The organism is Caballeronia sp. 11_S32, from assembly GCF_056930355.1.
In genome coordinates, this window is the sequence record NZ_JBXOWH010000001.1 from 845610 (window position 1) to 858498 (window position 12889).

At 60.6% G+C, this 12889-nt stretch carries 11 protein-coding genes and 1 tRNA gene; 3 read left to right on the forward strand and 9 right to left on the reverse strand.

Going from position 1 to position 12889, the window contains the following annotated elements; all coding sequences use genetic code 11:
* Nucleotides 1-6: 6 nt before the first annotated feature.
* Together AC1Z32_RS03935 and AC1Z32_RS03940 are read right to left on the reverse strand one after the other, a co-directional pair.
* Entirely contained in the window at nucleotides 7-786 is a 780-nt protein-coding gene (locus AC1Z32_RS03935) for an SDR family NAD(P)-dependent oxidoreductase (RefSeq protein ID WP_483477389.1), read from the reverse strand.
* Nucleotides 787-846: 60 nt separating this feature from the next.
* Complete coding sequence (locus tag AC1Z32_RS03940; protein ID WP_483477390.1) at nucleotides 847-2118, reverse strand: Rieske 2Fe-2S domain-containing protein; 1272 nt, start codon at nucleotides 2116-2118, stop codon at nucleotides 847-849.
* 155 nt (nucleotides 2119-2273) lie between these two features.
* On the opposite strand from AC1Z32_RS03940, the gene AC1Z32_RS03945 reads away from it, so the two are divergent.
* Together AC1Z32_RS03945 and AC1Z32_RS03950 are read left to right on the forward strand one after the other, a co-directional pair.
* A complete protein-coding gene (locus AC1Z32_RS03945) occupies nucleotides 2274-3032 on the forward strand; it encodes an IclR family transcriptional regulator (RefSeq protein ID WP_483477391.1) in 759 nt (252 codons plus the stop codon).
* Between the two features lie 568 nt (nucleotides 3033-3600).
* Nucleotides 3601-4866 (forward strand): leucine-rich repeat domain-containing protein, encoded by a 1266-nt coding sequence (locus AC1Z32_RS03950; RefSeq protein ID WP_483477392.1) that lies wholly within the window; start codon nucleotides 3601-3603, stop codon nucleotides 4864-4866.
* A 145-nt stretch (nucleotides 4867-5011) separates the two neighbouring features.
* Here AC1Z32_RS03950 and AC1Z32_RS03955 read toward each other — a convergent pair whose 3' ends face one another.
* The gene (locus AC1Z32_RS03955) at nucleotides 5012-5287 is read right to left on the reverse strand and encodes a hypothetical protein (protein ID WP_483477393.1); all 276 of its coding nucleotides are present in this window, start codon (nucleotides 5285-5287) and stop codon (nucleotides 5012-5014) included.
* Between the two features lie 179 nt (nucleotides 5288-5466).
* A tRNA-Met gene (locus AC1Z32_RS03960) sits at nucleotides 5467-5543 on the reverse strand.
* Nucleotides 5544-6048: 505 nt separating this feature from the next.
* Between AC1Z32_RS03960 and AC1Z32_RS03965 the strand changes: the two genes are divergently transcribed.
* Nucleotides 6049-6666: an outer membrane lipoprotein gene (locus AC1Z32_RS03965; RefSeq protein WP_483477394.1), complete on the forward strand. Its 618-nt coding sequence runs from the start codon at nucleotides 6049-6051 to the stop codon at nucleotides 6664-6666.
* Between the two features lie 479 nt (nucleotides 6667-7145).
* On the opposite strand, the gene AC1Z32_RS03970 is transcribed toward AC1Z32_RS03965, so the two are convergent.
* The 5 genes from AC1Z32_RS03970 to AC1Z32_RS03990 all read right to left on the reverse strand — a co-directional run bounded on the left by AC1Z32_RS03970 (nucleotide 7146) and on the right by AC1Z32_RS03990 (nucleotide 12832).
* Entirely contained in the window at nucleotides 7146-8165 is a 1020-nt protein-coding gene (locus tag AC1Z32_RS03970) for a 2-dehydropantoate 2-reductase (RefSeq protein ID WP_483477395.1), read from the reverse strand.
* Nucleotides 8166-8277: 112 nt separating this feature from the next.
* Nucleotides 8278-9675 (reverse strand): NAD(P)(+) transhydrogenase (Re/Si-specific) subunit beta, encoded by a 1398-nt coding sequence (locus AC1Z32_RS03975; RefSeq protein ID WP_483477396.1) that lies wholly within the window; start codon nucleotides 9673-9675, stop codon nucleotides 8278-8280.
* Between the two features lie 11 nt (nucleotides 9676-9686).
* Nucleotides 9687-11246 carry a Re/Si-specific NAD(P)(+) transhydrogenase subunit alpha gene (locus tag AC1Z32_RS03980; RefSeq protein WP_483477397.1) on the reverse strand — a complete coding sequence of 520 codons (1560 nt, stop codon included), beginning with the start codon at nucleotides 11244-11246 and terminating at the stop codon, nucleotides 9687-9689.
* Nucleotides 11247-11311: 65 nt separating this feature from the next.
* The gene (locus tag AC1Z32_RS03985; protein ID WP_483477398.1) at nucleotides 11312-12121 is read right to left on the reverse strand and encodes a fumarylacetoacetate hydrolase family protein; all 810 of its coding nucleotides are present in this window, start codon (nucleotides 12119-12121) and stop codon (nucleotides 11312-11314) included.
* Between the two features lie 279 nt (nucleotides 12122-12400).
* Nucleotides 12401-12832 (reverse strand): PAS domain S-box protein, encoded by a 432-nt coding sequence (locus tag AC1Z32_RS03990; protein ID WP_483477399.1) that lies wholly within the window; start codon nucleotides 12830-12832, stop codon nucleotides 12401-12403.
* Between the last annotated feature and the right edge of the window lie 57 nt (nucleotides 12833-12889).

Below are 12889 nucleotides of genomic sequence, written 5' to 3' on the forward strand. Positions count from 1 at the left end.
CCACCCTCACATGATCGAGAGGCCGCCGTCGACCATCAGCGTGACGCCGGTGATGAACGATGCCTCGTCGCTCGCGAGCCAGAGGATCGGCCATGCGACTTCTTCGGGAGACGCCCATCGCCCGATCAACGACGTGTCCTGCCTCTGCGTCTTGAGCGCCTCCACGCTCTTTCCGGCTGCCTGTGCGCGATTGACGTGGAAATCGGTCAGCGTCGAGCCCGGGCAGATCGCGTTGGCGCGCACGCCGTGTGCCGCTTCTTCGAAGGCGAGCGTGCGCGTCATGGCGAGCATGCCTGCCTTGGTCGCATCGTAGAGGCCCATGCCTTTGCGGCCGGTCACCGCGTAGCAGGACGATACGTTGACGATGCTCGCCGATTCCGCCTTGCGCAAGAACGGCAAAGCCGCCTTGCAGTAGTTCGATGTGCCCACCAGGTTCACCGACACCATGCTCTGCCATTCCTCCGGCGTCGCGTCGGCGAGCGTGCTGTAGTTGCGCATCGCGGCATTGTTGACGAGTACGTCGAGCTTTCCGAACGCATGCACCGCCAACTCGACCGCCGCCGTCGCCTGATCGGGATTCGCGACGTCGGCCACGTGGGTTTGCACTTTCGCCGCGGGGTCACGGCTCTTCAATGCGTCGGCGACGTTCGCGAGGGCTTGTGGATTGGCGTCGACGAGAATGACTGCCGCGCCTTCGTCGCAGAATACGCGCGCGGTTGCGGCGCCGATGCCGCCTCCGCCGCCCGTGATCAGCGCGACTTTGTCTCTTAGTCTTGAACCTTGCATCTCACGCCGGCGCGGTGCCGGCCTCCTTGTACAGAGATGAACGATGAGCGTCGAGCTCGCTCAGATGGAGTAAATCGGCTGGCCCTTGCCGTCCGACAGATGGATGACAGCCCACTCTTGCGGTTTCTGGTCGCGCGGAAGCAAGGCGCCGGCTGCGCGCACGCGCTGCTGGTTCGCATCGATCGCGGGCGGATCGGTGTCGATCTGCAAGGCGGTGGCTGCCTCATAAAGCATGCGTCGAGCCATCACGATGGCGCGGTCCGTCGGCAGCAGCTTCTCTTTGCTGTGATCCTGAATGGAGCCCATGCTTTCCTGCAGCGACGCGTCCTGCATCGCGAAGCCGAACACGCCTGAATATGCGCGCTTGTCCTTCTGGGCCTGACGGTCGATCAGATAGTCGTTGTCCTTGTTCGCCTTCGGACGGAACGTGCCGGGCTCGTATTCGCAGTGAATGCCCTTGCCGGCGTTCAGGTCGTTCATCTCTTCCTCGGACAACGGACGGTCGGGACGGAAGTTGATGCTCCATGCCCAGCACGTGTGATCGTCGATCGGCACCCAGACGTGGCCTGCCAGCGAGTGATCGCCGAACGGGGGAATGAGCGTGTACCACGGGAAAAGGTACTGCGTGATGCGCCAATAATAAGAATCCGGCTCGCCGTTGCGACGCCCGAAGAGCGTGAGCCCGAACGGCTGTTTCTCGATTTCAAAGATGACGTTGCCGTCCGCCTTGATGTATTCGAGCGCCTTGGTGCCCTGGTGCATCGGGTCTTCATCGACTTCGTAACGATGCACGTACGAGACGTGGCTGGTATCGATGCCGCCTTCCATCGCCTGCAGATAGTTTGACTCCTGCAGACGCTTGGACACGAACACGTGGTCGGCCGGCAGGTTGCACCATTCGAGGTCCGGCGGCGCCGGTTGCTTGTCCTTCGGTCCCATGTAAGCCCAGACGATTCCCGCGCGCTCGATGCACGGATACGCCGTGATGCTCATGTGCTTGCATGCCTGCGGCGCCGACGGCACTTCGACGCAGTTGCCGTTGCGGTCGAATTTGAGGCCGTGATACGAGCAGCGGATGCCGTTTTCTTCGTTCCGCCCGAAATAGAGCGATACGCCGCGATGCGAACAGAACTCGTCGATCAGCGCCCCATTCCCGTCCGAGTCCCGAAATGCCAACAGCTTTTCTCCGAGGATCTGCACGCGCACCGGCGGGCAGTCCGGTTCGGCGATTTCGCTCGCCAGCAGGATCGGCACCCAGTAGCGCCGCATGAGATTGCCCATTGCGGTGCCGGGACCGGTGCGCACCAGCGTTTCCGACATGTTCTTGTCCATGCTCAAACTCCAATTCGTGTGTGAGGTTGTCCGCCTGATGAAACTGTGATTTCATTCTACGGACACGCGGCGCGAAGTTCAAGCATTCGGGCATAGGGGATTTCTCTACAATGGCGCTGGCGGCACGGCCGAGGGATAAAAAGGGACAGGAAAAAATGGAAGAGAAGAAGGCGCACGAAAGCGTTCGTGCGGTTGAGCGGGCGCTGGAAATACTTCTGGCGTTCAGACCGGGAGATAAAGCCCTGACCGTCGCGGAGCTGGTCACGCGAGTGAATCTGAGCCGCCCGACGTTGTATCGGCTGTTGAATACCCTGGAGCAGTCGGGCTTTCTCGCGTCGTCGGGAGAACCGCAGCGCTTCCATCTCGGAAGCTCGGTCGCCCAGTTGGCTCATGTCTGGCTGAGCGACCATAGAATCGCCGAGCTCGCGCAGCCGGTGCTGCGGAGCCTCTGGGAAGCCACGTCCGAAACCGTCGCGCTCTTCGTCCCCGACGACACTTACCGGCTTTGCGTCGCGGAGCTGGAAAGCAATCAGCCGCTCAGCTTTCGACGCGGCATCGGCTATCGCGAGAAGCTCGTGCGCGGCGCGAGCGGCCGCACCATCCTTTCGCAGATGCGGCTCACGCCCGAGGAATTGCGGCGTTATCTCGTCGATCCCGAACAGGACGTGGAGGCGGTGATGAACGACATCGAACGAATTCGCGCCAAGGGATTTGGCACGAGTCATCACGAATTGATCGAGGGTGCCGTGGCCGTCGCAGCGCCATTCTTCAACGGCGCGAATCAGGTAGCGGGTTCGTTATGCATTTTTGGCCCGAGCGTCCGGGTTACGGAACAGCGAGTTGAACAGTTTGCGGAACTGCTCAAAGAGGCCTCCGCAAAACTATCTCGTCTGCTCGGCCAACAAGCTTCGTAGTCGCACGTTAGCCCATGTGTGAGTGCAGTGATCCTGGCGCGGCTATCGTGTCGCGATTACACGTACCCAACTCATCCAACTGGACGGCAACATTCGCTTGCCGTCCGACACACCCACATACCACCCTGAAGCAGCAGTTGCCCGAAGCGCGCGAGTCGTTCGCGATCGCACACATGAAGGACGCACCGACGAGCATGACAGCGGGAAGCTCGGCGTATCGGAGAGCGGAGCGCACAAGGCACTCACGGTACGCCCGCGTGGATTGACTGCCCTACTGTGCGGTTTCGCAAAAGCTAGCGGGCACTGGAAACAGGATCGCGTACAGTTGCGTCCCATGAACTCGGCGAGATGTTCATATTGAGGCGGTTTGCGGCCATCCACACATCCGAGTCAGCTAGCAAATCGTTGCCCATAACTGTTATTCGCGGTTTGGGGAAATCAATTCCTCCACCGTTGGTATTCAAAAGCCTTCGTGGCGGTCTTGTGTCACTGGCTGTGGGGATCGATGGGGATCAGGGCCTCGCTCTTCGTGTATAAATGACGCAACGCAAGACAAACGGAGGCCACCGTGGCCGAAACCCCATCGTCCAACACAAAGCCAACCGCCAAAGGCGAGCGCACTTCGGTCTCGCGTCGTGCCAGGCTTTGGGCGCGCTGTGTTGGCATCGGCCTTTTGCTCGCGAGCCTCTTCGTGGTCTTCAGCCCCTTTCGCGAAAAGCTGAATGAACGGGCGCTGAGCGACCTGGGATTTTTCATAGGCGCCTGCAATGACCGTGGCGATGCAGTTGCCGCACCCGAGCCGGGATGCCGGGCATTGCGGGCAAAGCCGACATTGACGACGTCCCAGCTCGCCGCCGCGATCCCGCATCTAGAGAAGCTTCACCTCAAGCTCGAATTAAGTCTGGCCGACACCGCAGTGGATGACGTCGATTCGCTGAAGGAACTGGACGATGTGGAATCGCTCGACCTCACGGGAACGCCGGTCTGGAACATCGACGCGCTAAAGGGAATGGGTTCCCTGAATAGACTCGTGGTACACCGCACCCAGATCGAGAACATCGATGCGCTTAAAGCATTGACTCGTCTGAAGTCACTCAATCTCTGGGACACCCGCGTCTCGAATCTCGATGCGCTGAAGGACTTGACCGAACTGCGGCAACTCGATCTTCGGGATACGCAGGTTCGGGACCTCGATGCCTTGGCGAAACTGCCTCACCTGGAAACACTCAAGCTGGGTGGCGCGAGGAATGTCAGGGACATCAAGCCGCTCGGCCAGCTGACCACGTTGAAAACGCTCGATCTCAACGAGACGCAAGTCGAGCGCCTCGATCCTTTGAAGAAGCTGCACGAACTTCAGGCGCTCTATCTCGCGAACACTCCAGTCCGCGAGATCGACGCGTTGACGGACATGCCCGAGCTGAAGACACTCGTGCTCGACGGCTCCAAAGTCGAGAATATCGATGCGACGCGGGGATTGCTCAAGTTGGAAACACTCGTTCTTGCCCGCACGCAAGTCACGAATATCGATGCGCTGAAGGGCCTGACGGGCCTGCAACGGCTCAATATCTCCGATACCAGCGTCAAGAACATCGATGCACTGAGCAATCTCAAGGGCCTTCGAACGCTCAATCTCTTTCGCACCGAGGTTCAAGACATCGGCGCGTTGAAGGGGTTGAAGGGTCTGCAAGAACTCTATCTCGCGAACACGCCGGTCAAGGACGTCGACGTATTGAAAGGCCTGACTGGGCTGCGGGAACTCGTTCTCTACGGCACCTTGGTCAGGAACGTGGATGAGCTCAAAGCAGCGTTACCAAACACTCGAGTTGTTTGGTGATCACCCCGGTTCGCCCCGACCTGTCACTGGCAATTACCAATCTGGTTTAGGGGAACTTCAGGGTAGCGGGACCGCGAGAAAAGCGAAACCCGGAAATGACGCCGGGCTCGTACCTGCTGTGCGCGTAACGGGACGAGGAGCCTGCTTAGCATTCGCCTTTCTTGGCGTGTCCGGGCGGGCAGTGCCAGCCCTTATCGTGATGATGGTGTTTTTCCCAGTCGTCGCGGCCCCAGTAGCGATGGCCATCCCAATAGCGGTCGCCATGCCAGCCCGGCGTAACGACGATGGCGGCAGTAGGCGGCGCGACCACAACAGGGGTACCCACGTTAATGCCTACGTTGACATCGGTCGCGTGTACCGCGCTGGTCAGGCCGATTGCAGCGGCAGCGAGTGCCAACTGTGCGAGTGCTGGTTTCTTCATGGAACAGTCCCCAAATTCAACGCGTGCTCTTCGGAGTTCGCTGGACAACAAAAAACCCACTCGAAGGCGGGTTTATTGGCACGGCGGATTCGCGCAGGGTTTGCCCAACTGTTGCCCAAAATCGGGAAGGGAAGGCATTCCCTAAAACTCCTGGAATCGCGGAAAGCCTTAGCGGGCTTTGGTTGCGGGGACAGGATTTGAACCTGTGACCTTCGGGTTATGAGCCCGACGAGCTGCCAGACTGCTCCACCCCGCGGCGCGGAGTGTACCCGCACCACTGCGGCGCGTCAATCATTGGAGCTCGGCGCGGGACTAGCACAACGCGCTCTCGTGGCACTCCTCGAAGAAATACAGCTGAGGTAGATGCTGCACGTGCAAGGTTCCACAACATAGAGGCGCCATTCCACTTCTGGCGCATCTAAACATAAGGATTGCATAGAGAAAGTTCGATAATCTGATAGACCACCGTGCAACATCGGGCCCGATTCACCATAACTATTCATATCAGAGCCGCACAGACCTCTCGCTGAATAGCGGGAGCTCTCCGTCATCTCGCAACGGCATTCCCCAACCGGTAGAGTTTTCGTAACGTCGTCGCTATCCGGATATACCGGCGCCCGCCGCCACTCACCCAGCAACGGACTTTACATGTTGTTACCGTCGCGCGGCGCACGTCCGGGCGGGCTTTCCGTATACTGCCGCGCAACCGACTTCCTCTTCGCGCTTGCCATGCCCGGCGCTGCAGCAATGCAAACCATACCGTGATGCCCATGCTCTCTACCAGGTCCGCTCTCACCGCCGCGCTTGTCGCTGCAGCAAGTCTTTCGTTGTCGGCATGCGTTGCCCCGGGCTACACCCCGTACGGCGCGCAGCAAGGCTACCAAGGCCAGTACGCAGCGCCCGCGTATAGCCAGCCCGCCTACGCGCAACCGGGCGCCGTGCAGCAATACGCCTACGCGACGCCTGCGCCGCAACAGCCCTATGACACGCAAAACAACGGCCAGTACGGTCCGCAGTACAACTCGCAATACGGCACCCAAAATGGCACTCAGTACGGCACGATTTCAAACATCCGGTCCTTGAGTAGCGCCACGGGTACTTCGGGTATCGCCGGAACCGTGGTCGGTGCGCTGCTTGGCGGTGTTCTGGGGAATCAGATCGGAGGTGGCCACGGTCGCGACGCCGCGACCGTCATCGGCGCGCTCGGCGGAGCCTACGCAGGAAATCAGATTGGCCAACAGATGGGCCAGCCCGCAGGATTCCAGATTGACGTGCAACTGAGCGACGGCTCAGTGCGCGCGTTCAACGTGCCGACGCCCGGCGACCTGCGCCCAGGCGACCGCGTGCAGGTCAACGGCAGCCAGCTCGCGCGCTACTGATTCCGGATGCTGTCGAAGAGCGAAAGCGACGAGACCTCTTGACGACGAAGCCCGCGCCGAACTGCTGTGCTACCTCACAGTCGGCCAGTTCTTTGCCTTCGGCCCCGAGGGCGTGTGGCTGCGCACCGATTACTTGATCGAATTGGCGCAGATCTGGCTGGCGTCGAACGTAGCGGAAGGTATCGGGCTAGCGCGCGCCCGACTGTTGGCGGCATCCCGTGCGATTGCTGGGGTGGAGAGCGGGCCGCCCTTTTCGAAGGAAGACGCAGATCTCCACCGGCGTTTCAACCTGCGCACCATTTGGCTTCTTGACTACCGGTCACCGGCCGTAGAACGCATCATTCGCACCGCGCGCTCTGGCCGATAGAAACGTTGCGCGCAGGCACTCGGAGTTTAAAGGGGCGAACAACGATTCAAGCCGTGCGCGCTCAAATAGCACAGCTTGAGTATCCCAGCCCGCGAGTCTCCCCATAGCACGTCTATGAAGTCGTTTCGACTACGGGCGTCGATTTTGCCGTTGATCGGGGCGCATGCTCCGCAATCTGTCCTCGCAGCTTGATGAGCGCCAGTACCGTATCGATTGTTGGCGTCGCTTGCCCGACAAGACGCCCCATTTCCTGGACGACAGTGAGGAGCGGATCGATCTCCATCGGCCTGTTTGCCTCGAGATCCTGGAGCATCGACGTCTTATGAGCGCCGACTGCCCCCGCACCGTCGATACGCCTTTCGACGTCGACACGAAAATGCACGCCAAAGCGATCGGCAATTGCTTTCGCTTCCAACATCATGGCCTTTGACACGGCTCGCGTAGCCGGATTACTCGTAATGACATCGAGCGTTGCATGGGTCAATGCGCTGATGGGGTTGAAGCAGAGATTACCCCAAAGCTTCAGCCAGATTTCATCACGGATAGACTCTCGGATGGGCGCATCCAGATCCGCCGCGCTCATGATTTCATGCAACTTTTGAATGCGATCGCTGCGCTCTCCATTGGGTTCGCCGATGGGGAATTTCTTGCCATATACATGGCGGATCACACCCGGTGCCACGACTTCCGCCGCCGGGTACACCACACAACCAATCGCACGCTCAGGTCCGAGCGCATTCCATTGCTTTCCCCCGGGATCAACGCTATCGAGCGTGGAACCTTCCAGATCGCCTCCGTGCTTGTAGAAGTACCAATAGGGAATCCCGTTGACCGCCGTGACGATTGCCGTTTCCGGCCCGAGCAAAGTCTGGATCTGACCTACGACACCAGGCACTGAATGCGCTTTCAATGCGATGATCACGTAATCCTGCGGACCTAGCTCTCGCGGATCCGACGCGCATCGGACCTTGACGACACGTTCCTCGCCATCGATTTGCAACCGTACGCCATTCTCCTGCATCGCTGCGAGGTGCGGACCACGCGCAACGAAGCTCACGTCAGCGCCAGCAGACGCTAGCTGTGCGCCAAGATATGCACCGATTGCACCGGCGCCATAGACACAGATCTTCATCGTTACTCCCGTCCCACGTCAAGAATGCTGAGAGCTGAAACACCTTTTCGTTTCAGCCGCCAAGGCCAAGCCGTTCCTATATGCAGTGCTCCGTCCGCGCAATCGACCAGTCTCAAGCGCCAAGATGACTGAGCAACGCATCGACACTGCCCTTCGCATCGCCGAAGAGCATCCGCGTGTTTTCTTTATAGAAAAGAGGGTTGTCGACACCAGCGTAGCCTGCTGCCATGCTTCGTTTGGACACGACTACGGTGCGCGCCTTCCACACTTCGAGCACAGGCATGCCGGCGATCGGACTGCCCGGGTCCTCGAGCGCGCCAGGGTTCACGATGTCGTTTGCGCCGATCACGAGCACGACATCCGTGTTGGAAAAGTCGTCGTTGATCTCCTCCATCTCGAGGACGATGTCATAGGGCACCTTCGCCTCTGCCAGCAGTACGTTCATGTGCCCTGGCAAGCGGCCCGCCACCGGATGAATGCCGAATCGCACGTTCACGCCTTTGCTGCGCAGCTTCTTCGTGATCTCGCTGATCGTCGCCTGTGCCTGCGCCACCGCCATGCCGTAGCCGGGCACGATGACGACCTCCGACGCATCGCGCAGCAGCGAGCCGACTTCGTCGACAGTGACCGGCGCGACTTCCCCCTCGATTGCCTTCGCTCCGGTTGATGTCGCCGTGCCGAACCCGCCCAGAATCACGGCGAGGAATTTGCGGTTCATCGCGCGGCACATGATGTAGCTCAGAATCGCCCCGCTCGATCCGACCAGCGCTCCGGTCACGATCAACAGATCGTTGCTGAGCATGAAGCCGGTCGCAGCTGCGGCCCAGCCCGAGTAGCTGTTCAGCATCGACACGACCACCGGCATGTCCGCGCCGCCGATCGCCATCACCAGATGCACGCCGATCAGCGCGGCGATCGCGGTCATCGTAAGCAGCGAGCTGATGCCCACTTCCGCGTCGGGCGCTGTGAGGAACACATAGCCAAGCGCAATGCACGCGAACACGCCCACGAGATTCAGCGTGTGCCGCATCGGCAGCAACAGCGGCTTGCCTCCCACCACACCCTGCAACTTCAGGAACGCAGCGATAGACCCCGTGAACGTCACCGCGCCGATAAACACGCCGAGATAAATCTCGACATTGTGGACCGATTGCGCCACGCCATCCGACTCCCCTCCGACTGCCGGCGACAGGTAGCTCGCAATGGCGACCAGCACGGCCGCCAGGCCCACGAAACTATGCAACGCCGCGACGAGTTGCGGCATCTGTGTCATCTCCACGCGCCGTGCAAGTATTGCGCCGCCCGCTATGCCCACCGTCATCAGCACGACTACGACGGGCAACGCGGCCCCGCCGTTGAGCCACAGCGTGGTGACGATTGCGATAGCCATGCCGACGACGCCATAGAGGTTGCCGCGCCGCGCGGTCGATGGATGGCTGAGCCCGCGCAGGCTCAGGATGAACAGCACGCTCGCCGCCAGATAGGCGATGCTTCCGATTCCATTCTGCATGTCGATCTCCTTTAGCGCTGGAACATGTTCAACATGCGTTGAGTGACGAGAAATCCACCAGCGATATTGATCGTCGCGACCAATATCGCGAGGCCGGCGAGAATCGCGACCAGATGATCCGGCGTGCCGACCTGCAGCAGCGCGCCCGTCACGATGATTCCACTGACCGCGTTTGTCACGCTCATCAGCGGCGTGTGCAATGCGGGCGTCACGTTCCACACGACCTGGAAGCCTACGAAGATCGCCAGCACGAACACGGTGAAATGCGCGACGAACGCAGGCGGAGCAACGGCGCCCAGCGCCGCAAGCAATGCAGCTGAAATAACGAGCCCGGCCACGCCGATCCATCCCGCGCGGCGCTTCTGTTCAATGGTCACGGCAATCGTTGCTGCGGGCTTTGCGGCAGCGGGCGGGGCAACCGCGGGCGCGGGCTTCTTGGGCGGCGGCCACTTCACCTCGCCGCGTAGGACAACCGTCACACCGCCGATCACCTCGTCATCGGTATCGAGCATGATCTCGCCGTTCTTCTGGGGCGTCAGATCGGTCAGAAGATGCCGCAGATTCGTGCCGTACAGCTGGCTCGATTGCGTTGCCATGCGCGACGGGAGATCCGTATAGCCAACGATCGTGACGCCCTCCACGGATGCCGCCTCGCCCGGTCGCGTCAGTTCGCAGTTGCCGCCCTGCTCTGCCGCCATGTCGACGATTACGCTGCCCTGGCGCATGCTGCGCACCATATCTGCGGTAATCAGTTTCGGCGCGGGCTTGCCCGGAATCAGCGCAGTCGTCACGATGATGTCGACATCCTTCGCCTGCGCGGCGAACAGCGCCATTTCGGCAGCGATGAATTCGGGGCTCATCTCTTTCGCGTAGCCGCCGCCGCCGCTGCCGTCCTCGACGTAGTCGAGCTCGAGGAACTCGGCGCCCATGCTCTCGACCTGCTGCCGCACTTCGGGCCGCGTATCGAAAGCACGGACGATCGCGCCAAGACTGCGCGCCGCGCCGATCGTCGCCAGTCCCGCCACGCCGGCGCCAATCACCATCACTTTCGCCGGCGCGATCTTGCCTGCCGCCGTGATCTGGCCCATGAAGCCACGGCCGAACTGGTGCGCAGCTTCGATGACCGCGCGATAGCCCGCCATATTGGCCATCGAACTCAATGCATCGAGCTTTTGCGCGCGCGAGATACGCGGCACGCAGTCCATCGCGAGCACGGTGACGTTGCGCGCGCTCAAGCGCGTCAATAGCGCCGCGTTCTGCGCCGGCCAGACAAAGCTGATCAGCGTCGATCCTTCGCGCAGCCACTCGACTTCATCGCCCACAGGTGCAATGGAAGGCGCGCGCACCCTGACGACGATGTCCGCGCCGGAATAAAGCGATGCCGCGTCCTGTGCAATATGCGCGCCCGCGGCGCGATATGCGTCGTCGGCGAATGCGGCAAGTTCACCCGCGCCGGACTCGACGGTAACCTCAAAACCGAGCTTCAGCAGATGTCCGACTACTTCTGGCGTCAACGCGACGCGACGCTCCCCGGGATAGCGCTCCCGTGGCACAGCAATCATCATTGGCATGACTGTGTTCCCAATCGACGGTTTGTATTCTTGAGTGGCGCACGCCTGCATGCGCCTGACAAGCCTTATCGTGCTTCAGCCGTCGCGAGGACTTCCGACACGTGGTTCGTCAATGTACCGATGCCTTCGATCGAGACCTCGACCGTCGCGCCATCGCGCATCGAACCCACGCCCAGCGAAGTGCCGCATGCGATGACGTCGCCTGGCAGCAAGGTCATATCGCGGGAAATGCGGCTCACCTGTTCCAGTGGCGAAAACGCCATATCGGCAAGTGGGTAGTTCTGTCGTTCGACGCCGTCTAGCGTAGTCACGACATGGGCGTTTTGCCAGTCGAGTCCGGTTGCGATCGCAGGGCCGATGCAACCGAAGGTGTCGTAGCCTTTCGCGCGGCACCATTGCGGAAAATTTGCATCTTCGAATAGCAGCTCGGCGGCTGTGACGTCGTTCACGCACGTATAGCCGAACACGTAATCGGCCGCTTCATCAATGCTCACATTGCTGCAGCGCTTTCCTATCACGATGCCGAGCTCGCCTTCATAGACGATCTTGCCGCCGTATCCCGCGGGGCGCTGAATCGTGTCGCCGGGTCCTGCGAGGGACGTCGAAGGCTTGATCAGAAACAGCGGGTGTGTGGGCAGCGCCTTGCCCAGCTTCGCGGAAAGCGCATGAAAGTTGTTCCATAACGCGACGATCCGGCTTGGCACGCACGGACTCGTCAGCGAAATCTCTTCGAGGTCGAACACCTGCCCTGTCCGACGCGGCGAAGCGAACATGTCTCCTTCGTATTCGATCACGCGCCCGTCCTCGAGCAAGCCAAAACCAGTGCGGCCGTCACCCTTGGCCGTCGCGCGCGTATAGCGGATCCACAAGCTCATAATCGTTTTTTCCCGATGTCGCAAAACCTTTCGCGCTGATGCGGCGATGTCATATGCACGCACGCAGCCGCTTGCGCCTCGCATCAGCGCAAAGCTGGCGCGAGGTACGAATAGTGGTCAGTTTCCTGGTCGGTCAGCCGCGAATACGGGCATCGAGTGAAGCGGCCGGTGGGATGAGTGGCCGCTTCCTTACTCAGCTACGTCCGTGCGCATTTTTTGGTGCGCGGAGGTGAGCTGTATTCTCCTGGTTGCTTTTTGGTTCTCGGAATCAGTGCATGCTCATGCGTTGGCGTTTGCCTCCAGCTCGGCGATACGCTTGCGCAGCGCACGATCTTCCTGAAACCGTGCAGTTTCATCGCGGATGATCGCGACGATGCCGTTCAATTCGCCTTGCGGCGAATGCAGCAGCGCGACGGTGAACGCAATCGACATGGCGCGTCCGGCTTTATCGACGGCGGGCACCTTGAGCAGATCGTGTCCGTAACGCGTCTCGCCAGTCGCCATCGTCTTGTGATAGCCGTCCCAATGACGACCGCGCAGGCGTTCCGGAATGATCAGATCCAGCGACTGACCCAATGCTTCGCTTTGGGTGAAGCCGAACATGCGTTCCGCCGCCGGATTCCATAGTGTGATCGCTCCGCTTGCATCCGAAATGATTACGGCGTCGCCGATCGCATTGACGAGTTGTTCGTAGTCGATGGTGTGGGTCATGGTGCCATCCGGATCGTGGGGTATCGATTGAAGCTCGGGCTCGAATCGATCCAGTCT